This is a genomic window from Vibrio neptunius (genome assembly GCF_000967495.1).
Classification (GTDB): Bacteria; Pseudomonadota; Gammaproteobacteria; order Enterobacterales; family Vibrionaceae; genus Vibrio; species Vibrio neptunius.
The window spans coordinates 189,390-214,709 of the sequence record NZ_JXXU01000048.1 but is presented as its reverse complement, the minus strand read 5'-3'; the positions used below and the strand labels follow the sequence as shown (position 1 = coordinate 214,709).

Genomic DNA, 25,320 nt, shown 5'->3' with positions numbered 1-25,320 from the left:
TTGCCTTTTAAGTGAACGCACTAATGTAGGGCGTTGCACCAAAATTAGGCAACCGTATTCATTTCTGCTGAAGAGAGAATGGACACACTATTTCGGCCTAGGGATTTAGACTCGTAAAGCGCGACATCAGCGCGTTTGTAGGTATTTTCGATAGAGTCATCCATTTCAGTGACGCCAATGCTGACAGTAATTTGTTCTTGATGTTCAAGTGACACCGATGTGCGTAATCGATTTGTGACGATTTCAGCTTCCTGTAGACGAGTATGAGGCATGATAATCGCAAACTCTTCACCACCTATTCGTGCGATGAAATCAGTTTCTCTAAGATGTAAACTTAGAGCAACGCCGACAGACTTAATAATTTTATCACCCTCATCATGACCCAATTGATCGTTGACGCGTTTAAAGTGGTCAATATCGACAATCGCGAAACACGTTGGCTCTGAGTCTCTATAACGTTTGGTCCGTAAACATTGCATTGCCATTTCCTGATCGAATTTACGCCTGTTCCATAGACCGGTCATTGAATCCTTTTCACTCATCTCCCGTAGCCTGTTTTCGAGCTCTTTACGATGTGTAATATCAACAAATGACGCGACATAAAACTGGATCACGCCATTGTTGTCAGTCACAGTCTGCATTCGCAAAATCTCAGTAATGAGTGAACCGTCTCGCCGTTTATTGACGACTTCACCTTCCCATAGCCCCTCTTTTTCGAGAGTTTTCCACATATTGATATAGAATTCCTGCTCATGTTTGTTCGCGGCAAAGAAAGAAGGTTGTTTCCCTTTCACTTCTTCAAAGGTATAGCCACTGACACGAGTAAATTCCTCATTCGTCTTAATGATTCGATTATGACGATCGGTAATCAACATTGCGGACATGCCATTCATAGCGGCTCGTGCAATCTGGCTTTCCAAACTGTTCTTGGTGTGGTTAAAGTTCCAAGTGATGAAACTAAAGGTGATGAAGACAATAATCACATAGATAGAAAGAGCTTGAATCGTCAGTTCTTGTTTACGATCAAGGTATAGTTGCGAGGCGTCATGTTGCGAGACCTCCGCCACTAAAATAAACTGAATGGGCCTATCTAGGGTATCGATCTCTGCTTTGACGTAAGAAAGCCATTTGCCTTGTTCGAAAATCGTACCATTTTGGTTTAGTAGAAGCTGACGCCACAGTTTAGGGTACATTCTACTCAACTGATATTGCTCATTCTCTTCCACAAGATGGCCCATGATGCGGTCCATTTTTTCCGACATGACGTAGTAGCCTTGTGCATTATATACATCAGGTAGTTCGCTGTTGAATTTGTTGTAAGCAAGGCGCTGATACAAATATTCGAAGTTTAAATTGGCAATGAAATACCCACGACGTTGAGATTGAATATCAACTGGCACAATGATGCGTAAGCTAGGCGTTAGAGGTTTCGCGATATCATTGTTTTCTAACTCCAAATCGATCCCAAAGGTCCCCAATGTGTTGCTAGGAAGCTGTTGCGCGAATTCAAAGTAATCTCGATGTGATTTGTCTTGCAGTAAATGCTTAGGAACCACTATGCTCGCTCGCTGGTGATGATTGATTCGTACCACTTCTTGACCACTATTATCCAAGTAACGCAGTTGAGAAAAGTAGCCTTGGGTACGCACAACCAGTAACCAAAAGTCTTGCAACGTATCGAGATTCATCCTGTTTGGCTCAAGAACCGCACGGCGAAAAACCCCATTAGTTGAAAGAACGTTAATGGATTCTATAACTTTCGAAGAATGGGATTTTAATTCAGAACGCGCGTATTCAAGTTTGGTTTGTGTAAGCAGATCAACTTGCTTACGTGCTTGTTCCTCAACTTTCGACAACTCACTGGCAAAGTAAAGGGTAGGCACGAAGGCTAAAGTGATGAAAACGAGTACGAATTGCATAAGAATTCGGGAATTTAACTTGAACATTTAGCCCGGCGGCACCACAAACTTATCTAACAATACTATGAATAATTATATGGTCTTTAATCAACTTTACTGTGAGCAGTGTTGAATATCCTATGATATTGATTCAGACGCTCAGCAATGTGATGCATTTTCACAGTATAAGTATCTAACAGGTAAAACCTAAAAACCCTACTCATAGATTAGGGTCTAGTCGAAGGGCTAAAAGCGTTTTACTTAAGCCGTCACTGCTTCTGTCTTGTTTTCGCCGTTGCGATTTTTCAAAAAGGCATAGCCAAATCCAGTCAATACTGTACCTGCGGCAATCGCGGCAAGGTACATTAGAACGGGAGAAATGGCATTAGGAATCAAAAGGACAAACAATCCGCCATGGGGAGCCATTAACTTTGCACCAAACAGCATCGATAGGGCACCGGTCAATGCACCACCTGCCATGCATGCTGGAATAACACGCATAGGATCTTTAGCTGCAAATGGAATCGCGCCCTCTGAAATGAAACATAATCCTAGCACGAAAGAGGCTTTACCGGCTTCTCGTTCACTGGGTTCAAACTTGTCTCTGGCGATAAACGTCGCTAGCCCCATGCCAAGAGCCGGAACCATGCCCGCTGCCATAATTGCGGCCATCGGAGCATATGTCTGAGAAGCGAGTAGGCCAACACCAAATGTGTAAGCAGCCTTGTTGACAGGTCCACCAAGGTCAAAACACATCATCGCGCCTAGAATAACACCCAATAGAACCGCGTTTGTAGAGCCCATAGTGTTGAGGAAATCAGTCATTGCGGCCATAACACCAGAAACTGGACCACCCACGATGTAAATCATCACCAGACCAGTAAAGAGACTCGCAATAAACGGTATGATCAGAATCGGCTTTAATGCGTCCATTGATTGAGGCAGCCGAACTTTATCCGCTATCAACCTCGCCGAGTAACCAGCGATGAAACCTGCAGCAATACCACCAAGGAAGCCAGCACCAGTCGAACTGGCTAACATACCTCCAATAAGACCTGGCGCTAAACCAGGTCGGTCTGCGATAGAAAATGCGATAAAACCTGCAAGAACAGGGATCATTAAAGCAAAGGCTGAACCACCACCTATAGTCATCAGGGCCGACGCAAGCGTACCTTCTTCTTTAAATGCTTCAATACCAAATACGAATGAAAGCGCGATGATCAAACCGCCAGCAACAACGACAGGCAACATATGCGAAACACCTGTCATCAGATGCTTATAGACACCTTTTTTCTCTTCAACAGTCGCAGACTCGCCAGAACCTGTATGCTGGTAAATAGTGGCTTCAGAGAAGGCTTTATTTAGCTCTTGCTCAGTCTTTTTAAGTGCTGGCCCCGTCTTAGTGCGGTACATAGGTTTACCATTGAAGCGATCAAGTGGCACTTCAATATCCGCAGCAATGATAACCAGATCAGCGTCAGAAATGTCAGCCTCAGTCAGTTGGTTTTTCGCACCTACTGAGCCGCGAGTTTCGACTTTGATTTGGTGGCCCTGACGTTTAGCTTCATCTTCTAGTGCTTCGGCAGCCATGAAGGTGTGAGCCACGCCTGTAGGGCAGGCAGTAATAGCGACAATCTTCTTAGCGGAAACGTTCGTAGACGATGCTACAGACTGAACACTCTCAACATTTAACTCGGTTGCATTGCTAACCGCGTGTTGAAGAAAGTCCGCCGGGTTTTCGGTGACTTCACTGATAGAGGCTTGATACACCTTTTTACCAACAAAACGCGACGTGTCGACAGGAGTATTGGTTGCAATGACCACTACATCTGCTTTAGCAATATCTTCCGCAGATAGTATGTAACCAGCTAATACGCTGGACTGGCATTCTATTTTGGCGCTGAACTTGAGTTGATTAGCGGCTTTTTCTAAAAGCCCGGAAGCGATGATGCTGTTTGCAACCCCGCTAGGGCAAGCTGTAATAATCGCAATATTCATAATCTCGACCTTTGTCCTTAAGCTTTCTGATCAGAGAGCAGGTTGATTTTGATTTGTTCTTGTAGGGTATGTACTTGTTTAATATCTTGGACGCCAACGCCGACTTGGCTGACAGCCAAGGCTGATAGTGCCGTAGCGAAAGACAAGATTTCAGTTTTCGTCATCGATTTCATGTGGCCCCAGCATAAACCGGCGACCAGCGTATCGCCTGCACCCACGGTACTGACGACGTCCATTCTCGGCGGCTGAGCTTGAATCCATTGATTCTGGTTTAACCACATTACGCCTTCAGCCCCCATGGAAACGACTACGTTTTCTATTCCACGCTGGCTCAAGTCTTCAGCTACTCGCCGGCACTCACGGGCAGAAATTAGTGTTTTTCCAGCATAGTCAGAAAGCTCTTCATCATTAGGCTTAATCAACCAAGGGGCGGATTCAATACCAGCTTTTAGTGCCTCTCGGCTCGAATCAAACAAGACTTTTTTGCCTTTTTGCTCAAGGAAAGAAACCCATGAAGCGCAACGCTGTGGAGTGACGCCTTTTGGCAGACTACCTGCCAACACAAAGTAGTCGTGGTTCTCAGCAAGTTCTTCTAGTTTGTCCTCAAATTGACTCAGTGCCACTTCGTCGATGCTGATCCCTGGAAAATTGATGTCACTTACGCTGCCATTCTCTTCGACAAGTTTCACGTTGATACGTGTAGCACCACCGACCCGAAGGAACTGGTCATCAGCGCCCATCTCTTCAAACAGCTGACAGAACATTTCCTGATTATCTTTACCAAGAAAGCCAGTCACTGTAACTTCTGCACCTAAATCGGATAGCACTCTAGCAACGTTTACACCTTTGCCTGCTGCGTGGAGTGAACTGTGATTAACTAAGCTAACGGAACCCTGCTTAAGAGTTGATAAACTGCCTGTAAGGTCAAGTGCCGGATTCAGCGTGATGGTAACGACTTTGTTCGTCATAATGATTCCTTAGTTCTCACCCAGACCAGCTTCGATGGCTGCACCAATAGACGCAAGAGCTTGCTGTGCATCTGCACCATCCGCAGTAAACTGAAGTTGATGACCCTTTTTGACACCTAAAGCAATCACCTTCATCAAGCTTTTAGCGTTAACCGTAGAACCATCACCATCAAGGTTGGCAACTTTGATGGTCGATTCGAATTTTTTGGCTTCAGCAACAAGCATTGCGCCAGGCCTTGCATGTAACCCATGCGCATTTCTAATCACAAAAATCGCACTATTTCCTTTATCTGTTGACGCTTTAGTTGCCATTTCCCCCGTTTTGAACAAAGCAATCAGCTGGTCTGTAGTGGCTTCCGTCAAAAGGCTTTGCTTTCCTTCGAATACCATTTGGCTAATGATCTCTAATTGAGGTGTATGGCTGTTGTTGCAAGCTGAGAACGCGAGCAAGGCTTTGACACTCCTACCTTGATATTCGCAGTGGTTAGCCGTTGATACGAAAGCTAGGCCGTTACGGCGCACGGCGCGGTTGGAGCTGACAAGCCATAAACCCTTTCCAAGGTGGGTTGGGGGAGTCGTGACCAAGCTCGCCACAAACTCACTCCCGACACAACCTGTATTCTTTAGCAATCCGCCGGCAACCGCAGATATTTGAACCATGTCGCTGGCAGGGAAGTTGAGTTGAATGAGAGATGGATCAAAGTCGATCTCTAATTGTGTTTCACCATTAAGAAGCGCAATGATTTCATCTTCAGTTTTTGCTTGTCTAAACTTAGCTTCAATGCCATCTGCAGATAGTATTTTTGTGAGTTGTTTCAATATCCCCAAGTGCTCATCAGATTTGGCGGCGATTCCAATCGCAACGTAAGCAGTGTTGCCATCACCCCAATCAACACCTTCAGGAAAGTGGGCAATAGACACTCCCGTTGTTTTAACCAATGCACGGGTATCGGTAGTACCGTGAGGGATAGCAATACCGTTACCTAAGAAAGTAGAGTTTTGGTTTTCTCGGTTCAGCATACCCTCGACGTAGCCATTCTCGACCAAACCCTTACTCGTCAGGGCTTCAGCAAGAAATTTAATTGCACTTTTCTTATCAGAGAAAGATTGCTGCAGCGAAATATCTTTTGTTGTTAGCTTGAGCATAAGCGCCTCAATTCGTTTATTTATCCAATTCAGTAGCAGTTAATGCAAAGCTGAATCGTTTCAGCAAATTATTAAAAAAATTCAGCAAACTAAAAAACAATAGATTTTCATTTGCTGTGTTATTCAAAATTCGAATCGTTATCAAATTTTCAATTTTGCTGAATCCTTTCAGCTTTTATGCTGAATCGTTTCAGTTTATAATGCAAATATTGTCAGGATCATGATTTGGGATTTTTGATCCAATGCACAGAATATGTAGGTTCATATGACACTAGATGAAATAGCCAAACTGGCTGGAGTATCCAAAACGACGGCCAGTTATGTCATCAACGGCAAGGCGCAAAAGTACAGAATCAGTGAGAAAACACAGAAGAAGGTGATGGAAGTTGTGGATGAGCATAATTACCGTCCTGATCTTGCTGCAAGCACTTTGAGGGCCGGGCAAAGCCGTTCATTTGGTTTGGTCATCCCTGATTTGGAAAACACCAGTTATGCTCGTTTGGCGAAACTGCTTGAACAAAACTCTCGTGCAGCAGGATATCAAATATTAATCGCCTGTTCCGACGATGAGCCTGATACTGAAAAAAATGTGGTTGAAGCCTTAATCAGCCGCAAGGTAGATGCGTTATTTGTTGCCAGTGCAATCCCAGAAGCTAGCGACTTTTATCGCGAGCTACAGAACAATGGAACTCCCGTCATTGCGATAGACCGACCTCTCGATGATGAACATTTTTCCTGTGTCATTAGTGAAGATTTTGGCGCGGCATTTGAGCTAACGTCGTCCATAACAAGTGACAATGTAACTAAGATTGGACTAATCGGCGCACTGCCTGAGCTGAACATTTCACGAGAGCGTGAGCTTGGCTTTCGTTCAGTTGCCCAGAAAGGCGACTTAGAAACGGTAGTGGGTTATGGCGAACACTTTAATAGAGAAGATGGCCGCAAAGTGTTGGAAGGCTGGATTGCTGAAGGAGATCTGCCTCAAGCAATCATTACGACATCATACACCTTGTTAGAGGGTGTACTTGACGTTTTATTGGATAAGCCTGAAGTAATGGATCAAGTTAAGTTATCCACCTTTGGTGACAATCGCCTGCTGGACTTCTTACCAGTCAAAATCAACTCATTACCTCAACAATTTGAACTGATAGCAGATAGCGCACTTGCGTTGGCATTAAATGCAACGGCTAAGCGATATCAACCAGGTGTAGAGCTGGTGCCAAGAAAAATCATAGTAAGACAATAAAAAGAGCCCGGCATTTCAAATGGCCGGGTTCTTTTTTGCGCGTCTAATCAGTATTGGAAACGAACAGACATCGTCACTTGTGGGCCATACAAACCATTGTTGCGAGTTTCTGCAGAAAGAGACAACTGATCGGTTGAGTGAAAACGTACACCCGCGTGAAAGACTGAACTGTCGTCATTACGGCCAATTCTACCCGTCGCTTCAATCTGATCAGCGAGCCACATACGTACACCTATGTTTACTTCAGCCACAGTATCAGACTCGCCACCAGCTTCTTTGGTATATTTGGTCTGGTGGACAAGTAATTGACCATAGACGTCAGCAAACTGACTCATTGGTCCATTGAACCCGATACCGCCTGCCAAATCGTAGTCTTTGTCAAACTGCGTATCTGCTCTCAGAATAAAATGAGAGTTATCAGTGAAGAGTGTGCTGAATTCAACGCCGCTCATTTCAGGGTTCACCGCTGTACGCACTTCAAAGAAATTATAATTAAAGTTGTTCGCATTTGCCGCGCCAGCGAAACCAGCACAAATTAGCGCACTGGTTAGGATGATCTTTTTCAAGGGTAGTACTCCGACTAGCATCAAGTTTTTGACTATAAAAAAGGCTTGCAATAAGCAAGCCAGATATTAGCGCAGTGGGAGTAAAATTACTTTATCTTTAAAGTAGTTGAATACGATCAACTTCAATTTCTGGAGTATTTCCGCCTTCAAACTCACCGAAAATACGTAGGTTGGTCGTAGCATCAATCGCTTGGTTTAAATGAACCTTGTTGTCGATTTCAATTTGAATTTCGCTTTTCCCGTCAGAGAATACGAACGTATCGCCTTTAATTTGACGAACAATGTTTCCGTCGATTACGACGTTTTTTTCAGTAAACATGTTGCTATCCGCAAGTAGAGTGTCGACGGTAGTCAGGTCAACAGGACCATTAAATTGAATCCCTGACGTTGAGTGGTCTTCTTTTGCAAGTACTAGAGTCGGCAAAAGAACTAGGGCTGCCGCGGTCGTCAAAATCACTTTTTTCATGTTGTTTCCTTTTAAGATAGTGCGTTGTTGATGGTGCTATTACACCATTGCTATTTTGAATAACCTCTGAGGAGAACATTCATGTTCGATTCATTATTGAGTCAACTAAACGAAAGAGGCTATGATTAGACAATACTCAGTAAAAAGACTCGAAAAATTAATAGATTATGCAACCAGCATTACAAGCATTGATGGTTCAGGGCACGACATCAGATGCCGGAAAAAGTGTATTAGTGGCAGCGTTATGCCGTGTATTGGCCAGAAAAGGAGTCAGAGTTGCACCTTTCAAGCCCCAAAATATGGCGCTCAACAGTGCGGTCACATTAGATGGCGGTGAAATTGGTCGTGCTCAAGCAGTACAAGCCAGTGCCGCGAATGTTGAAACTACGGTACATATGAATCCAGTCCTACTTAAACCCAATTCGGATACTGGGGCTCAGGTAATCCTGCAAGGCAAAGCTCTCAGTAACATGGAAGCGGTGGGATATCAAAACTACAAGCAAATCGCTTTACCTACAGTGCTTGAGTCCTTTTCAATACTCCAAGAGCAATTTGAATCTGTCATGATCGAGGGAGCCGGTAGTCCAGCGGAAATTAACTTACGCGAGAATGACATTGCCAATATGGGATTTGCTGAAGAGGCTGATGTACCCGTTATTATAATCGCTGATATTGACCGAGGAGGTGTGTTTGCTCATCTAGTCGGTACACTGGACCTTTTGACCAAATCAGAGCAAGAGCGAGTCGTGGGATTTGTTATCAACCGGTTCCGCGGTGATATTTCATTACTTCAATCGGGGTTGGATTGGCTTGAAGAAAGAACAGGTAAACCAGTTTTGGGGGTGTTGCCTTATCTTCACGGCTTTGACCTTGAAGCAGAGGATGCCATCAATAATCAACAAAATACTGGTGAGTCAGCGAAGCTAAACGTCGTCGTCCCCGTACTCACCCGAATCAGCAATCACACCGATTTTGATGTGCTAAGGCAAAATCCAGACATTAACTTTCGCTATGTAGGTAAAGGTGAAAAGCTTGATAAAGCAGATTTGATAATTCTACCAGGCACCAAATCTGTGAGAGCCGATCTCGACTATTTACATAGCCAAGGTTGGGATAAAGATATCGCCCGACATTTAAGATTAGGTGGGAAGGTGATGGGAATTTGTGGCGGGTACCAGATGTTAGGACGTCATATTAACGATCCTTTAGGCGTAGAAAGCGTTGCTGGTAAATCACAAGGCCTCGATTATTTACCTGTTTCCACAGAGTTAACCAAAGAAAAAGCACTGACAAACGTATCCGGAGTGTTGGAGTTGAATAATCAAACTGCACCAGTGAAAGGGTATGAAATTCATGTCGGTAGAACATTAGGGAATGGCAACTATCCAGTTTCCTTAGAATCTGGTTCATCAGATGGTGCTATCAGTGACTGTAATCAAATCTTTGGGACTTATTTACATGGTATTTTGGATACCCCACAAGCGTTAGCATTGATTTGTCGTTGGGCGGGGGCGGAAAGCATTGCTTCTATCGACCATCAACAGAATCAAGAAAATGCAATCAACCGAATAGCCGATGCTGTCGAACAACACATGAAGCTAGACTTAATCTGGCCGGAACTTTATACCTGATATTGATGAAACTTTTTACTCAGCGACTCTTTTGCACCTTTTTGACTCTCATTTTCTCTGCGACAGTTCATGCCTCAGTTAACGTTTATGCTGCGTCTTCTATGACCAATGTGATTAAAACATTATCTGAAAAATACCAAGCAGAAACAGGCGTAAAGGTAACGCCTGTATTCGCGGGTTCTTCTTCCCTTGCTCGGCAAATATTGAGTGGAGCACCTGCTGATCTCTATATATCCGCCAATACTAAATGGACTGATTATCTAGTTCAGCAAGATGCGATCAATAGTGACGCCGTCACAAATATTGCTCATAATCAGTTAGTCGTGATCTCACCTAAGACCGATGCAGCGCCACTGGAGTTAGAGAGCCGAGAACAATGGTCAAAGCGCTTATCAGGTCAAAGACTAGCGATTGGTCAAACCAATGCCGTGCCTGCAGGAATGTATGCCAAAGAAGCCCTTGAGTCGCTTGGCTTGTGGAGTGGCTTAAATGAGCAACTCGCCCCCGTAAACAATGTAAGAGTCGTACTTACTTTAGTTGAACGTGGCGAAACGCCACTTGGGATTGTTTATAAGACGGACGCGCTGGTGAGTGATAAAGTAAAAGTCATTGGTACGTTTCCGGCTTCGAGCCACACGGCTATAACATACCCTATGGCAAGGCTGAACGACAAGCAAACCACCAAGGACTTTGCTGCCTTTATAAAAAGCGCCCAAGCTCAGGCAGTGTTTAAACAAAACGGATTTAACTAGGATTATCTTCATTGCTTTCTGATTACGAATATCAGGCGCTACTGCTTAGCCTGAAAGTTGCGTTTTATACTATCTGTTGGCTGATTCCTATCGGGATCGGATTTGGTTGGCTGCTGGCTAAAAAGCAGTTTGTCGGTAAAAGCTGGCTCGACAGCTTAATTCACCTTCCTTTGGTACTTCCTCCTGTCGTTATTGGTTATTTACTCCTCATTTCAATGGGACGCCAAGGCTTTATTGGCCAATGGTTATATGAATATTTCGGATTGATCTTCTCTTTTAGCTGGAAAGGGGCTGTACTTGCGTGCGTGATCGTTGCTTTACCTTTGATGGTTCGCTCAATTCGCCTCAGCTTAGAGAATGTGGATCCTAAACTTGAGCAAGCAGCGGCGACCCTTGGTGCCTCTCCGCTTAAAATATTCTTTACCATCACAATACCGCTGACAATTCCAGGAATCATCACAGGGACGATGCTTTCATTCGCACGTAGCCTCGGGGAGTTCGGAGCAACAATCAGCTTTGTGTCGAATATTCCAGGTGAAACGCAGACAATTCCTTTAGCTATGTTCACCTTCATTGAAACTCCGGGCGCAGAGCTTGAAACGATGCGTTTATGCATCATATCCATTGTCATTGCCTTAGCCTCATTACTTGGTTCAGAAGTCCTGACTCGTCATTGTGCGAAGAGATTGGGGACACAGCGATGAGTGATATTCGAATTCAGTTTAAGCAAACATTAGGCGAGCAGAAGTTTGACATCGATGTGTCGGTGCCAGAAAAAGGCATTACCGCTATTTTTGGTCGCTCCGGAGCAGGTAAAACTTCACTTATCGACGTGATTGCAGGCTTGAGAACACCTGATGAAGGTGAGATTACTGTTTCAGGCAAATCTCTTTATAGCTCGCAATCAAAAATAAACGTTTCTGCCCATAAACGCCGCGTAGGTTACGTTTTTCAGGAATCGAGGTTATTCCCGCACTATCGGATCAAAGGTAATCTTTTGTATGGTGTGCGTGAATTGGATCAAAAGCATTTTGACAAGGTAATCAAATTACTGGCTCTAGAACCTCTTCTTAAACGATACCCGATACAGCTCTCTGGGGGAGAGAAACAACGCGTAGCAATCGGTCGAGCACTACTTTCTAAACCAGAAATACTTTTGATGGATGAGCCACTGGCATCGCTAGATATTCCACGCAAGCGCGAAGTATTGCCATTTTTAGAGCAGCTTGCCAGTGAGGTTGAAACTCCCATCATTTATGTTTCGCATAGTCTCAATGAGGTCGTACGCTTGGCAAACCACATTGTTGTTATCGATGATGGCAAAGTGGTAACTTCAGGTAGCCTAGAAGATGTTTGGTCATCTAGAGCTATGAGGCCATGGCAATCCTTCTCGGACCAAAGCTCGTTGTTTGAAGCGACGGTTGTTCACCACAACACAAACTATGCACTGTCTAAAGTGAAATTGGCGGATAATGTGTGTATTTGGGTACAGCGTTTAGAAATTGCGCCAGAAGCGAAAGTGAGACTACAGGTAAGAGCGAGTGACGTGTCGATCGCCTTGGATAAGCCTGAAAAGAGTTCAATTCGGAATATTCTCCAAGCGAAGATTGCTCAAATCCAAAGCCATTCTCAAGGTACAAATCGACAGAGCGTATCGGTTAAATTAGAACTCAGCGCAAACTGCTATTTATGGGCGACGATCACCGCTTGGGCTAAGGACGAGCTAGAACTCCAAGAAGGGATGGAAGTCTATGCACAAATCAAAGGGGTAAGTGTAACCCAAAGAGATGTGGTATTGAGCCATTAAAAAAACGCCGCATATTGCGGCGCTGATTCACTGTGGTTTATTTGACGAATACGTCAGTGAAGTCACGTTTAAGGACGGGGTCGCGACGCGCTTTCTTAATCTGCTTCACCATATCTTTGACACAGTTGTGAAGAACTTGGTCTAGCAGCTCCGCACGGTATTCTTCTTTCTGTTCATCGGTCATGTCTTTAGGCAGGTTAAGGGTAGGGAACTCTTCCATAACATTAAGGCCTGCGAACGCCTGACTCACCGAGATCAGAGCATGAAACTGCTCAAAGCTATCGAGAACATTTTGAGCACTTTTTGGTAACTCATCCCAAGCTTCTCGAACCGCTTCTTCAGACACTTCATGAATTGATGTCACCATTAAGTGCATTGCCTCAGGCACTTCGTCGAATTCGATCACTTGGCGAAGTTCCGCTGAAACCGTAGAAAGATCTACTTTGGGTTGTTCTGTTTGATTTTCGTCAGACATTAGTACTATCTCATAAATTATACGTATAAAGCGGAGTTATCCTAAAAAATCCTCATTAAATGTCAACCTTAGTGGAGGATTTGATGTACTTGGAGTATTCTTTTCTATAACCAGCTGATTTTAAGGCGAGTTTACAGACAAAAAAGGTAGCAGAATTGGAACTATCGGGATCATCGATGAAAATACTGTTGGTCGACGATGTGCAAATGGAGCGCATGCAGTTGGCTATACGTCTAAAACAGCTGGGGCATACTGTCGAAATGGCAGCGTCAGGGGAACAAGCGTTGGCATTGTATCCAACCTTCGAACCTGAACTCATATTACTTGATATTTCAATGCCTGAGATGGATGGCTTTGAAGTGTCTCAACGCATTCGCTCTATGTACACGGAGTGGATACCGATTATTTTCTTGAGTAGCCACGATGAGCCTGCAATGATCGCTAATGCAATCGACGCCGGTGGAGATGATTACCTGACAAAACCTGTCGACAAGTTGGTTCTCGCCTCAAAGCTCATCGCGATGCAGCGCATTGCTTTTATGCGACGTGAACTCAATCAGAAAACATCAGAGCTAGCAAAAGCGAATCAAGAGCTGGAAAAACTGGCCAGTGAAGACGGTCTGACCAAGGTGAAAAACCGCCGTTACATTGATGAGAAACTGCGTGAAATGATCGCTAATCACGGCCGTCATAATTTGCCTCTGAGCATAATCTTAATCGATGTCGATCACTTCAAGTTGTTTAATGATAACTACGGTCATATAGAAGGTGATAAGTGCTTAGTCGAGATTGCTCAGGCTTTAGCCTCGCTCTTTTCACGTAGCGGTGAGATTGTTGGGCGTTACGGGGGGGAGGAATTCGTGATTGTGCTGGGGCATACAAATGCTGAGCACGCCCGAAAGCACGCTATGCGTATTCATTCCACTCTAGAAAAACTGGCAATTAGACACGGCCATAGCTCGGTGTCTGATTTGGTTACAGTGTCACAAGGGGTTTACAGCATCACACCGACCGGAAGAGAGACACCCGATGATTTGTATTCTAAAGCGGATCAAGGTTTGTATCAGTCAAAGAATGATGGAAGAAACCGATTTAGTTATATTGAATAATGCTTCGGGACAAGAGAAACAAAACAGGTTCAGCAATCGCTGAACCTTTTCTCTCTTGTTCATCGTTATTCATGCTGCTTCTATACGGTTTCTACCTGCACGTTTCGCTTTATATAAGGCTCCGTCAGCGCTTTTCATCACTTCGCTGACGCTTTCTGCGTCGCTATGATCTGCCACCCCTATACTAATTGTGACGTTCACGTGATCATGCGAGCTGGCTTTTTTACGCTTTTTGACACCTGTTTTGTCGTTTTTGGGCCTAGATTTCTCATTCCTGACTACCATTTCATAATCTTCTATCGAAGCCCGTAGGAGTTCTAAGTGTTCCAAACTCTCATCGACGTTTTTATTTTTAAACAATACGGTAAATTCTTCACCACCATAGCGATATACCTTAGCACGACCGCCCACTTGCTTCATTCTACTCGCAACAAGCTTGAGTACATCATCGCCCGTTTCATGACCATAGGTATCATTAAAAGATTTGAAGTGATCAATATCGAGCATAGCAATGGTGTAACGTTTCCCTAAATGACGTAAGTCAGACTCCAAGGCTAGACGGCCGGGTATATCCGTCAGCCTGTCTTTGAAAGCTAGCTCGTAACTTGCTGAAAACATGTAGATTAGCAATAGAAACCCGGAAAGGGTAAACATAGTACTGGATACATATTTTACGTGGAAGAAAATAAAAGTTGCCGCATTGAGGGTGATGGCGGAATAAACGACAACATCGATAATACGGTTCAATTTTAGGACGAAAATCGCACTCAGTAGAACTGCCCCCAAAGAGTACAAAACCAGTATCAATGGGAGCCTTGATATACTGGGTTCAGAGTATAAATAGGTATCTTGAAAGCTTTGGAAACCGCCCTCATATAAATAAGTGAGAACTAGATAACACCAGAGCGCAATAAGTGACAGTGTCACTATGTACAGCAAAAAGGATTTGCTTAATACGCTTCTTTCCTTGTAGGGATAGACCAATGCACATGCAATAGGGACGACAAAGGAGAGCAGGGAGAGCTCTAGTAAAGTCGAACCGGTTGAAAGTGAGCTCTGTAAATGTTCTTGTATGTACCAGTATACAATCAGCATTGTGACTGCGACCATAGCAATCCGAGACTGTTTAAAGGCATGGCCTAGGCCAACAACACTTAAGAACAAAAAGTAAGGGAGGTTAGAAGTAATGCTAAAATTGGCCTGAGTGAGAACAATGACGCTATTCATACCCAAACCTATCATCGCTAACAGCAGTACTGGAAACGTTAAACGAAACCAATTTGTTGCTACCAAAGAAAACGACATTTACTTAGCCTTTGCTTTATTCATTAACTTCTTAATATACGACTCTTAGAATACTTTGATTTAATGATTTTCCAAGCTTTTTACTAAACTAATGAATGAAAAGTGAGTGTTAGTATGAACATTAGCCAAAAAGTGAGGGCAAAGCATCCGCAAAACAGAATTGTGTTTTATAGTTAACTGATACTCATAAGAAAAGTGAGAATCTTAAAGGAGTTAAGGTTTATGCAAATTAGTGTTGATGTTCACAACTACATGGAAACACTGGTAGGACAGGTTTTAGCCGACAGTCAGTATACTGACAGGTTTGATCATGAACAACTCGCAGATTTGGCTTGTTTGGCATTAAGTCAACTAAGACCCGTATACATTAGACATGATATCGACTTTTTGTCTGCATTGTCTGAAGAACGGTTAGTCGTACTAAAGAAGTATTCTGAGACCGCGGTAGAAGCAGCACTGACCATGATAGTTGACGATAGACGCAGAAATCGTAAAGATGAAGTACCAATCATGTTCAGTAAACCGCGATTCGATGACGATACCGAACTCGAATGGTTTGAAAAACCTCTGATCGTAAATAACCAAGATGCCTAAAGGAGTGATTAGGTGGGACTATTTTCTCGTTTGTTTGGTGGTGTTGAAAAAGCCAAAACTATAGTTGAACCAGTGGAATACAAAGGTTTCTTGATTTATCAAGAATCGCTACCTGAAGGCGGCCAATATCGAATTGCCGGCCGAATTACAAAAGAATTAGAAGGGCAAATCAAAGAGCACAGATTCATACGCTCAGACGTTCTTGCGTCACAAGCAGACGCCAATGAGTTTATGTTAAAAAAAGCACAAATGTTCATTGATCAGATGGGAGACACTATTTTTAGTTAGTCTTTTGCAATGTTGACGGACGTCATAAATATGGGAGCCATTAGCCGTTATGCTGATGGCTCTTTTATTATGTGTATTTGTCTCTATTTGTCTGATTTAACAATCATTCAAGCCAACTGGTTCGATCTCTCATTTTGAAGTGAAAGCGTCGTTTCATTATCACGTAATACTCGAAGTGCTTCATTACCAAAGGTTATATGTAATGATATTTTGTATTTTTGTTACAAATTGCTTGAAGTTAATGAATCCGTTAGATAAAAACAATTAATCATTGTAGCCAGTAGTCAAGGAATAACTATGCAGATTGGTGTGCCAAAAGAAATACTCGCGGGAGAAACGCGAGTGGCAGCCTCGCCCAAGTCGGTTGAGCAGCTGTTGAAATTAGGATTCGATGTGAATGTCGAATCCAGTGCAGGAGAACTTGCCAGTTTCGATGATCCCGCATTTGAATCATCAGGGGCAAAGATTGTCACCACGGAAGAGGTGTGGCAGTCAGACCTTATTCTTAAAGTCAATGCACCAAGCGATGAAGAAATTGACCTTATCCAAGAAGGAACAACACTCGTTAGCTTTATTTGGCCTGCTCAAAATCCAGAGTTAATGGAAAAACTGTCGAGTAAGAAGATTAACGTGATGGCGATGGATTCAGTCCCAAGAATCTCAAGGGCTCAAGCGTTAGATGCATTGTCTTCAATGGCTAATATTGCTGGTTATCGTGCGGTAGTAGAAGCAGCTCATGAATTTGGTCGATTCTTCACAGGCCAGATAACCGCCGCTGGTAAGGTACCGCCTGCAAAAGTACTTGTTGCTGGCGCTGGGGTAGCTGGTCTTGCAGCTATCGGCGCGGCAGGGAGTTTAGGCGCCATTGTGCGTGCCTTTGATGTTCGCCCGGAAGTGAAAGAGCAAGTTCAATCAATGGGAGCGGAATTCCTAGAAGTTGATTTCAAAGAAGACTCTGGCGCGGGAGATGGCTACGCGAAAGAAATGTCCGAGGAATTTAACAAAAAAGCGGAAGAGCTGTACGCTGAACAAGCGAAAGATGTTGATATCATCATCACCACGGCACTCATACCTGGGCGACCAGCACCTAAGCTCATTACAAAAGACATGGTCGATAGTATGAAAGCGGGCAGTGTCATCGTCGATTTAGCGGCCGCAAATGGTGGCAACTGTGAATACACCCAAGCTGATAAAGTCATCACAACCGCGAATGGTGTTAAAGTTGTTGGCTACACTGATATGGTAGGTCGTCTCCCGACTCAATCATCTCAACTTTATGCCACCAACTTGGTCAATCTGCTTAAACTTCTCAGTAAAGAAAAAGACGGAAATATTGATATCGACTTTGAAGATGTCGTATTACGCGGTGTGACGGTTGTTAAAGAAGGTGAAGTTACTTGGCCTGCACCACCAATTAAAGTGTCTGTTCAACCAGAGCAAAAGCCGGTCGAGCCAGTCAAAGTTGCAGAAAAAGTGGAACAGCCCGTTTCTCCAATCAAGAAACTTGCGGCACTGGCAATCGGTGTAGGCGGTTTTGCCTGGATCGCCTCTGTTGCTCCTCCCGCTTTTCTCTCTCACTTCACAGTCTTCGTTTTAGCTTGTGTTGTTGGCTACTACGTTGTCTGGAATGTGACACATGCACTTCACACTCCCTTAATGTCAGTGACTAATGCGATTTCAGGCATCATTGTCGTCGGTGCTTTGTTACAGATTGGTCAGGGAAATGGCGTGGTCTCTTTCTTAGCATTTATTGCCGTTTTGATAGCAAGTATCAACATATTTGGCGGCTTTACCGTCACGAAACGTATGCTTGAAATGTTCCGTAAAGATTAAGGAGTAACGAGAATGTCTGCAGGACTAGTACAAGCAGCTTATATTGTTGCTGCATTATTCTTCATTCTGAGCCTTGCTGGTTTATCTAAGCAAGAATCAGCAAAATCAGGTAACTACTACGGCATTGCCGGTATGACGATCGCTTTGATCGCAACGATCTTCGGCCCTGAGTCACAAGGCTTTATTTGGATCATTATCGCTATGGCTATTGGTGGCACTATCGGTATCCATTACGCCAAGAAAGTGGAAATGACGGAAATGCCAGAGCTTGTTGCAATTCTGCACAGCTTTGTTGGTATGGCGGCAGTATTGGTGGGTTACAATAGCTATCTCGACGCTCCTGAAGCGGCGACGCATGCTGAACATGTTATTCATTTAGTGGAAGTCTTCCTTGGTGTCTTTATTGGTGCGGTGACCTTTACCGGTTCAGTGGTCGCATTTGGTAAGCTTCGTGGTATTGTTTCGTCTTCACCTTTAAACCTGCCTCACAAGCACAAGATGAATCTCGCTGCTGTGGTTGTTTCAACATTGTTGATGCTACATTTCGTCAATGCTGATGGCAGTATGTTTGCGCTTATCGTGATGACACTGATTGCTTTTGCGTTTGGCTATCATCTTGTCGCGTCAATTGGTGGTGCGGATATGCCGGTTGTTGTATCAATGCTTAACTCATATTCTGGTTGGGCAGCAGCTGCTGCAGGTTTCATGCTTGCCAATGACCTTCTCATTGTCACTGGCGCGTTGGTCGGTTCTTCAGGCGCTATCCTTTCCTACATAATGTGTAAAGCAATGAACCGTTCTTTTGTCAGTGTGATCGCTGGTGGTTTTGGTCAAGAAATCTCTGTGAGTGCAGATGTTGAGTATGGAGACCATCGCGAATCTACAGCCGATGAAATCGCTGAAATGCTCAAGAACTCAAAATCAGTGATCATTACTCCTGGGTACGGTATGGCCGTCGCACAAGCACAGTACCCTGTGCATGAAATTACTGAAAAGTTAAGAGCTAAGGGAATAGAAGTACGCTTTGGTATTCATCCTGTGGCGGGTCGATTGCCAGGCCACATGAACGTACTACTGGCAGAGGCCAAGGTGCCGTACGATATTGTTCTAGAAATGGACGAGATTAACGACGATTTTGAAGAAACCGATACCGTTTTGGTTATTGGTGCCAATGATACTGTTAACCCCGCAGCACAAGAAGACCCAAACAGCCCAATCGCGGGCATGCCGGTTCTAGAAGTTTGGAATGCGAAAAACGTCGTTGTATTCAAACGATCAATGAACACTGGCTATGCAGGTGTGCAAAACCCATTGTTCTTTAAAGACAATACGCAAATGCTTTTCGGAGATGCGAAGGAGAGTGTAGACGCCATTTCCAAAGCTCTGTAACATGATATAACTAACTAAGAAGCCAGCAACTGCTGGCTTCTTTTGTTTTATCACTAGCATTATTGACACCAATATTACATTTGAAATTCATATTTTTGCGATAATGCTTTACTCTAAATCTAACCTACTGATTTATAGATTTTTTGCATTGATTAAAACGGCTTTCAATATATTCACAGTATGCACAGCAGCGCTGAGCTTTAACGTCAGCGCTAATTCGCTGCCAGAACGCATCGACCAATTTGTCGATGCGTTCAGTCACGATCAATTCAGTGCATCTTACGACATTCGCATCATGCAGTCTGATTATCCGACCCGTTTGATTACACCAGATTCAATGCTCCCTCAAACATCATCGTATCCGCTGAGAGATATTCAGCGTTTATATCAATTGGCACAAAACTGTACTGGCAAGCTGCCGTTAAGCCCGTTGATTACTGAACCTCTCGTCTTTACTCGCGCCGTTTGCAAAGGAACAAAACTGAGTGAAAAGTGGTTCGCACGCAGTGGATTGATTCACCCCGGCGGTGGTACCTATGCAAAACGTTATGTTGCTTTGCACCCTGAAAGACAAGGGCAGTTGCAACAGTACATGCATATTAAGGAGCGACCATTAGCACCAAGAGCAACATTGCTTGGCCGTTTACAGAGGATGAATGAAGAAACCATACTCGCTTTGCTTTCAGGCTCTAGTATGTTTCTTGAGCAGGGCGAGTTGTGGCTGCGACAAAATGATAGCTACTTAATTTTTAGCGAAAGCGTTTGGAAACAGAATGCCGACAATGCAGGGTTAAGCGTTCAGCTAAAAAGTGAATCGAATAGCTGTTTCGTTCAAAGAGGCAACCTTTGTTGGGATATAGAAGATCATTCTCAAGTATTGCGAATCAGCATGGTCGTGTTGGTGATTGCCAATATCCTGCTCGTTTTGGGATGGTCTGTTTACCGATGGAATACAAAACGACAAGAGATGAAGAGTCGAATGTTGATTCTTCAGATACTTACACATGAACTTAGGACCCCGATCGCGAGTCTATCACTAACAGTAGAGGGATTTCGTCGGGAATTCGAGAAGCTGCCGGAATCCGTATATGATGAATTTCGACGTTTGTGTGAAGATTCGCGACGCCTGCGTCAGCTGGCGGAAGCGAGCAAAGATTATTTGCAGTCAGATAATAAACCTTTGGCCACTGAATGGGTGCCCTCCGTCAAAGAATGGCTGGAGTTTAAGGTAGACGAAGAATTTAATGGCAAGATCGAATTAAAGATCAATGAAGACATAGCAGCTAAGCTGAATGTTTATTGGTTAGGAACTTGTATTGATAACCTGATACGCAACGCGACTAAATATGGTGTTGCGCCGATAGTGCTAGATATCAGCACTGATGATAATTTAATTACCGTTAAGGTCATTGACCAAGGTGAGCTAACTCATAAGGATTGGCGACAATTACGTAAGCCATTCGTTAGCAAAGCTGGTCTTGGTTTAGGCTTAACTATCGTTGAATCAATGGTGGGAAGAATGGGGGGTAAAATGACTCTGATCGGTCCACCAACAACGTTTATATTGGAGATACCTTGTGAAACAGACACTGCTTCTTGTTGAAGACGACAAAAACCTGGCCGACGGCCTGTTAGTAAGCCTGGAGCAAGCAGGATATGAGTGTTTTCACGCTGAAACAATTGCTGATGTAGAGCAATATTGGAAGAAAGCGGACCTTGTTATTTTGGACCGACAATTGCCAGATGGCGATTCAGTTGAACATTTGGTCGGATGGAAAGAGACCAAAGATGTCCCAGTCATTTTGTTGACTGCACTTGTCACTGTAAAAGACAAAGTCACAGGCTTGGATGCAGGTGCCAACGACTATCTAACAAAACCATTTGCAGAAGCTGAACTGTTTGCACGCATTCGTGCTCAACTCAGAGCGCCCGAATCTGATACACAGGACGAGAGTAAGGTAAAGACCCAGCATTTAGTGATAGATAAAGCAACACGTGAAGTCTTCTACAAAGAAGAGTCGATTACTTTAACTCGGACTGAATTTGATTTACTTCTATTCTTAGCAAGCAATTTGGGACGGGTATTTACGCGCGATGAATTGCTGGACCATGTGTGGGGCTATAATCATTTTCCAACTACTCGTACCGTAGATACGCATGTTCTTCAGTTACGACAAAAACTTCCTGGATTGGAAATCGAAACGCTTCGTGGCGTTGGCTACAAAATGAAGGCCTAATGAAAGTTAAAGCGTTAGTTTTAGGCGTGCTAATGAGCACGCCTGTCTTTGCTGCCAATCCTCCTTGGTTTGAGAGCAATTCGCCGCTGACTCAAGCGCACCGTTATCTTCTCAATGATGACTTGCCTGCGATGTTTTCATCGATAGTTGAAGTGTGGCAACAGGATAAGAGCCAAGCGATATCACCACACCTCAATGAGTTGTTTCAACAATCACTGCAAGTTGATTGTGGAAAGGGGCTCGATTCAAAACCTTTTCCTGATTGGGTAAAAGGCGTCACGGTTCGTGCCATCGAAACACAAAGTCCGGGCCGAGATTCCTATCGAGCTTTGGTTGAAGTTGCCTCACGCAAGGATATCACTGATATTTCGCTCACTCGCTGGGTTCAAAAAAGCATTTCTACTGACAATTCCTTCGTGACACTTGCTGAGGGAGAAAATCAGGTTAAGTCTTACGTTAAGCGTTACAACCTAAATAGTAAAATCCCTATGGGGCTATATCGTTTAGACGTCACCGCAAAAGATCAAACATCATGGAGTTCTTGGATTGTATTTGGTGAACCCAAAGCAAAAGTTACAGTTCGCTGGCAATCTAAAGAGCAATGGCGAGTCGATAGAAACGCATTGTTGAATTCTCACTGCCCATTACCAAAACTCGATACGGCGCTTTATGACTATGTCGATGGCCAATACAACAAAGTATGGGGAGCTACCTACGTATCTGATTATCCAACCACATTAGAGCCAAACATTGTTGACCCAGGTAGATACGTTTTAGCCATTTCGATGACCCACCAAAGATGGCAAGGTCCAATAATTGTTGAACAATCCCAAATAATTAGTAAAACATACGACGTTTCTATAGAGGAATAACTAAAGTTAAGACACAATAGGTCGATGTAAACACATGGAAATAGAAAGTTTATATCGATATGAAAAATTCAATAAAAATCCTATCGTTGTCTATTGCGTTAGCTTCCTCAAGTTCATACGCAGCCACTTATGCGGTCGAAGCACGTGGTGATGCAATGGGTGGCGTCGGGGTTGTTTCTGCAAACTTCTTAACCGCCCCTTTTTATAACCCGGCGATCACTGCGATTTATCGGCGCAATGACGATGTTGGCATGCTCATTCCTTCTTTTGGCTTAGCTTATAATGATGAACATGAGATGGTCGACGGATTAGACCAAGCTGCAGACATCATTAATAGTGCCGTTAGCAGTAAAACCATTACTGCTGAAGATTCAGCACGCCTACAGACAACGCTTGATGGCTTGGAAAATGACATCGCCAAGCTCGAAATTGGCGGTGTTGTCGCGTTCGCTATACCAAATAGTTTTGTTGCGGCTAACTTATTCGGGAAAGTATACGCTGAGTCCTTTGCCCAAACTGATATTTACTCAGGCGCAAACACAGGTAACAGCGACTTAAATACCGCTGTTAACGCAGAGCTTAGCGCAGTCAACGCGGTTGCGATAGGGGTGGCTGAAGTTGGCGTATCCCTGGCAAAGTATCAAACTTTCCTCGGTCAGCATATTTCTTTTGGTGTTTCACCTAAAATTCAACGCGTTTATACCTATGTCTACAGTGCCAATCTAAACAACTACGACATTAAAGATGTGCGTGATAATGGCACTGGCGAAACCATGTTCAATATGGACGCTGGCTTTCTTTGGTTCCGTGGTCCTCTGCGTGTTGGCGTCTCTGCCATGAATTTGGTGTCCCGTGATATTATGACACAAACGCTTCCTGCTCAGACACTGACGTCAAGTATCGACTCGAGCCAATCACGTACAGTTTCTGCGACTTCATACGCCTATCAGATGAAACCACAATACACCGTGGGACTTGGCTTGGTTGCAGACTATGCCACACTGAGTGTCGATTACGATATCAATGAAGACGAGCGATATACCAATTTCAAAGACAACACTCAATATGTGAGAGTCGGTGGAGAAATCGATATCATGCGTCAACTTAAGCTGAGGGCAGGGTGGCGAAGAAACCTGGCTTACGATAATTTGGACGACACCATTACAGCGGGTATTGGCTTATCGCCATTGAACCTATTTCAAATGGATATCGGCGCGAGCTATACCAACGAAAACTCAATGGGGGCTTACGTTAACTTCCTAGGAAGTTATTAGAAGCGCTGGCGATAGTAAAGAAATCGTAATATAGTCGGCTCCTAAATAAACAGGAGCCTTTTTTATGTTAGATGATTTTCCCCCTCTATCTCATCAAGACCAGCAGAAAGCCGTTGAAAAGATCCAACAGCTGATGGCACAGGGAGTCAGTACAGCTGAAGCCATAAAAATTGTAGCAGAGGAAATCAGACAGCAGGCCGAGCCTAAAGAGTAAAACAATCATTTTTATAAAAAGAGAGCAAGAGATTGCTCTCTTTTTTTATGTCACCAGCAAAAGATAGGTAGGTAGGTAGGTAGGTAGGTAGGTAGGTAGGTAGGTAGTTACCACATATTTCTCAATAAAAAATATCTTTCTGCATTACTCCCAAGCACCTAGCTTCACTCCCGAAATGTTAAATACCCAGCCAATACAACAACTTACAGCAGAACTTTTGACTGCAAGAAGCCCTTACTCAGTGCGCTGTGTAATAAAATTACACTTTTGACAATCTGGTCTGTAAGCGCTTACTGTCAGCTAGGGTATTACTCTATGGTGTTATGCCGTAACAATTGATAATGTATTGTTCTGTCCCATTCCATTATCGGTGCGCCAATTCGTAAACTTGCCGTAATAGGCGATGAGAGTGGCTGAACTTGATGTGTTGGTGAGAGTCTCAAACAATGAGCCAGTCCAAGTATTGTCGTTCAAGATGAGTTACAACGTAACATGTTATGTGGATTTGAAAAGAAAAATCAGGTAAGTATTGGCCTAATAAACAGCATGCGCGCAAAGGTGCGAGCTACAGTTTTGATGGATTATCAAACTGGTTGGCTGCTCTGTCCTTGCCATTTATCTGATTAAATAAACACTACCAATTAAACTCAACGGTGGTTGATTCAATAATCGTGTCGTTAGCGTATCTTTTGAGAGGATGAGCAATCGAGTTCGGTGTATAAACAGCCTTATATTGGGCAAGCTTTTTCTTCAGTGGAACGTAAACTTGCTGGCCTTCAACGTACATAGGCCGAAAACCCAGCAACAAGTTAAGCTCGTAAGACAAAGCATATTTCCCGTTAACCAAAGGAGTAATCGCGAGCCAGGAATCACAATTCACTTTCGTACGTGAAATTTTTGCTAGCTCAACTTGACTCAATCCAACATAAACTCCGTTGTTTTCGCAGAGTTTAAAACGCATTTCAATCGGTTCGACATCGACATTGACGACTACCGTTCTGTCTCTTTCACCTTCTCGACTATACACAAACGTTACATGCTTCTTTTCCGGATTGAGTTCACCAATGACATGTTCAAACATAGTGTTTTCTAGAAATGGCGTCGGTTGAATGTTCGCAGGGAGAGTACAGCCAGAGAGTGTCAATAGAGATAAGGTTAAGGCAAGTGGTCTCATTGGGTAAGAAGGGAAGAATGAGTGAAACACATTGCATTGTCGCACAAGGTGTATACTCTTTACTAGCACCAGCCAGTC

The 25,320-nt window shown here is 43.7% G+C and carries 24 protein-coding genes; 15 read left to right on the top strand and 9 right to left on the bottom strand.

What is annotated here, in order from left to right; translation table 11 throughout:
- Positions 1 to 44 precede the first annotated feature (44 nt).
- The 4 genes from TW84_RS18035 to fruB all read right to left on the bottom strand — a co-directional run bounded on the left by TW84_RS18035 (position 45) and on the right by fruB (position 6,010).
- A complete protein-coding gene (locus TW84_RS18035) occupies positions 45 to 1,919 on the bottom strand; it encodes a sensor domain-containing diguanylate cyclase (RefSeq protein ID WP_240478198.1) in 1,875 nt (624 codons plus the stop codon).
- Between the two features lie 240 nt (positions 1,920 to 2,159).
- Complete coding sequence (fruA, locus tag TW84_RS18030; RefSeq protein ID WP_045977001.1) at positions 2,160 to 3,896, bottom strand: PTS fructose transporter subunit IIBC; 1,737 nt, start codon at positions 3,894 to 3,896, stop codon at positions 2,160 to 2,162.
- Positions 3,897 to 3,913: 17 nt separating this feature from the next.
- Complete coding sequence (gene pfkB / locus TW84_RS18025) at positions 3,914 to 4,864, bottom strand: 1-phosphofructokinase (RefSeq protein ID WP_045977000.1); 951 nt, start codon at positions 4,862 to 4,864, stop codon at positions 3,914 to 3,916.
- A gap of 9 nt (positions 4,865 to 4,873) precedes the next feature.
- Positions 4,874 to 6,010 (bottom strand): fused PTS fructose transporter subunit IIA/HPr protein, encoded by a 1,137-nt coding sequence (fruB, locus tag TW84_RS18020; protein WP_045976999.1) that lies wholly within the window; start codon positions 6,008 to 6,010, stop codon positions 4,874 to 4,876.
- A 265-nt stretch (positions 6,011 to 6,275) separates the two neighbouring features.
- On the opposite strand from fruB, the gene cra reads away from it, so the two are divergent.
- Positions 6,276 to 7,256, top strand: coding sequence for a catabolite repressor/activator (cra, locus tag TW84_RS18015; protein WP_045976998.1), 981 nt, complete (start codon positions 6,276 to 6,278; stop codon positions 7,254 to 7,256).
- Between the two features lie 47 nt (positions 7,257 to 7,303).
- On the opposite strand, the gene TW84_RS18010 is transcribed toward cra, so the two are convergent.
- Both TW84_RS18010 and TW84_RS18005 read right to left on the bottom strand, forming a co-directional pair.
- Entirely contained in the window at positions 7,304 to 7,843 is a 540-nt protein-coding gene (locus TW84_RS18010) for a hypothetical protein (protein WP_420806553.1), read from the bottom strand.
- A 76-nt stretch (positions 7,844 to 7,919) separates the two neighbouring features.
- On the bottom strand, positions 7,920 to 8,288 hold the full coding sequence (locus TW84_RS18005) for a YgiW/YdeI family stress tolerance OB fold protein (RefSeq protein WP_045976996.1): 369 nt from the start codon (positions 8,286 to 8,288) through the stop codon (positions 7,920 to 7,922).
- Positions 8,289 to 8,455: 167 nt separating this feature from the next.
- Between TW84_RS18005 and TW84_RS18000 the strand changes: the two genes are divergently transcribed.
- The 4 genes from TW84_RS18000 to modC are packed head-to-tail and all read left to right on the top strand — an operon-like array spanning position 8,456 to position 12,478.
- Positions 8,456 to 9,919: a cobyric acid synthase gene (locus TW84_RS18000; RefSeq protein ID WP_045976995.1), complete on the top strand. Its 1,464-nt coding sequence runs from the start codon at positions 8,456 to 8,458 to the stop codon at positions 9,917 to 9,919.
- A 5-nt stretch (positions 9,920 to 9,924) separates the two neighbouring features.
- Positions 9,925 to 10,671, top strand: coding sequence for a molybdate ABC transporter substrate-binding protein (gene modA, locus TW84_RS17995; RefSeq protein WP_045976994.1), 747 nt, complete (start codon positions 9,925 to 9,927; stop codon positions 10,669 to 10,671).
- A gap of 11 nt (positions 10,672 to 10,682) precedes the next feature.
- Positions 10,683 to 11,375, top strand: coding sequence for a molybdate ABC transporter permease subunit (gene modB, locus TW84_RS17990; protein ID WP_045976993.1), 693 nt, complete (start codon positions 10,683 to 10,685; stop codon positions 11,373 to 11,375).
- The gene (gene modC, locus TW84_RS17985) at positions 11,372 to 12,478 is read left to right on the top strand and encodes a molybdenum ABC transporter ATP-binding protein ModC (RefSeq protein WP_045976992.1); all 1,107 of its coding nucleotides are present in this window, start codon (positions 11,372 to 11,374) and stop codon (positions 12,476 to 12,478) included. Before modB ends, modC begins: the two co-directional genes overlap by 4 nt.
- 37 nt (positions 12,479 to 12,515) lie before the next feature.
- Here the strand turns inward: modC and TW84_RS17980 are convergent, their stop codons facing one another.
- On the bottom strand, positions 12,516 to 12,953 hold the full coding sequence (locus TW84_RS17980) for a DUF3069 domain-containing protein (protein WP_045976991.1): 438 nt from the start codon (positions 12,951 to 12,953) through the stop codon (positions 12,516 to 12,518).
- 176 nt (positions 12,954 to 13,129) lie between these two features.
- On the opposite strand from TW84_RS17980, the gene TW84_RS17975 reads away from it, so the two are divergent.
- On the top strand, positions 13,130 to 14,062 hold the full coding sequence (locus tag TW84_RS17975; RefSeq protein ID WP_045976990.1) for a GGDEF domain-containing response regulator: 933 nt from the start codon (positions 13,130 to 13,132) through the stop codon (positions 14,060 to 14,062).
- 69 nt (positions 14,063 to 14,131) lie between these two features.
- Here the strand turns inward: TW84_RS17975 and TW84_RS17970 are convergent, their stop codons facing one another.
- Entirely contained in the window at positions 14,132 to 15,367 is a 1,236-nt protein-coding gene (locus TW84_RS17970; RefSeq protein WP_045976989.1) for a GGDEF domain-containing protein, read from the bottom strand.
- 222 nt (positions 15,368 to 15,589) lie between these two features.
- Between TW84_RS17970 and TW84_RS17965 the strand changes: the two genes are divergently transcribed.
- From TW84_RS17965 to TW84_RS24180, 9 genes are all read left to right on the top strand, one after another.
- Positions 15,590 to 15,961, top strand: a complete 372-nt coding sequence (locus TW84_RS17965) for a late competence development ComFB family protein (protein ID WP_045976988.1) — start codon at positions 15,590 to 15,592, stop codon at positions 15,959 to 15,961.
- Positions 15,962 to 15,973: 12 nt separating this feature from the next.
- The gene (locus TW84_RS17960) at positions 15,974 to 16,249 is read left to right on the top strand and encodes an HlyU family transcriptional regulator (protein WP_045976987.1); all 276 of its coding nucleotides are present in this window, start codon (positions 15,974 to 15,976) and stop codon (positions 16,247 to 16,249) included.
- Between the two features lie 297 nt (positions 16,250 to 16,546).
- Entirely contained in the window at positions 16,547 to 18,082 is a 1,536-nt protein-coding gene (gene pntA, locus TW84_RS17955; RefSeq protein WP_045976986.1) for a Re/Si-specific NAD(P)(+) transhydrogenase subunit alpha, read from the top strand.
- A gap of 12 nt (positions 18,083 to 18,094) precedes the next feature.
- Positions 18,095 to 19,471 (top strand): Re/Si-specific NAD(P)(+) transhydrogenase subunit beta, encoded by a 1,377-nt coding sequence (gene pntB, locus TW84_RS17950; protein ID WP_045976985.1) that lies wholly within the window; start codon positions 18,095 to 18,097, stop codon positions 19,469 to 19,471.
- A gap of 103 nt (positions 19,472 to 19,574) precedes the next feature.
- Positions 19,575 to 21,074 carry a sensor histidine kinase VxrA gene (gene vxrA / locus TW84_RS17945; RefSeq protein ID WP_157634061.1) on the top strand — a complete coding sequence of 500 codons (1,500 nt, stop codon included), beginning with the start codon at positions 19,575 to 19,577 and terminating at the stop codon, positions 21,072 to 21,074.
- The gene (gene vxrB / locus TW84_RS17940; protein WP_045976984.1) at positions 21,049 to 21,708 is read left to right on the top strand and encodes a response regulator transcription factor VxrB; all 660 of its coding nucleotides are present in this window, start codon (positions 21,049 to 21,051) and stop codon (positions 21,706 to 21,708) included. The genes vxrA and vxrB overlap by 26 nt, the downstream gene beginning before the upstream one ends.
- Positions 21,708 to 22,580, top strand: coding sequence for a DUF2861 family protein (locus TW84_RS17935; RefSeq protein WP_045976983.1), 873 nt, complete (start codon positions 21,708 to 21,710; stop codon positions 22,578 to 22,580). Before vxrB ends, TW84_RS17935 begins: the two co-directional genes overlap by 1 nt.
- A gap of 59 nt (positions 22,581 to 22,639) precedes the next feature.
- The gene (locus TW84_RS17930) at positions 22,640 to 23,854 is read left to right on the top strand and encodes a conjugal transfer protein TraF (RefSeq protein WP_045976982.1); all 1,215 of its coding nucleotides are present in this window, start codon (positions 22,640 to 22,642) and stop codon (positions 23,852 to 23,854) included.
- A 64-nt stretch (positions 23,855 to 23,918) separates the two neighbouring features.
- A complete protein-coding gene (locus TW84_RS24180; RefSeq protein WP_084720260.1) occupies positions 23,919 to 24,068 on the top strand; it encodes a YoaH family protein in 150 nt (49 codons plus the stop codon).
- A 634-nt stretch (positions 24,069 to 24,702) separates the two neighbouring features.
- Here the strand turns inward: TW84_RS24180 and TW84_RS17925 are convergent.
- Positions 24,703 to 25,287 (bottom strand): hypothetical protein, encoded by a 585-nt coding sequence (locus tag TW84_RS17925; protein ID WP_240478196.1) that lies wholly within the window; start codon positions 25,285 to 25,287, stop codon positions 24,703 to 24,705.
- Positions 25,288 to 25,320 lie beyond the last annotated feature (33 nt).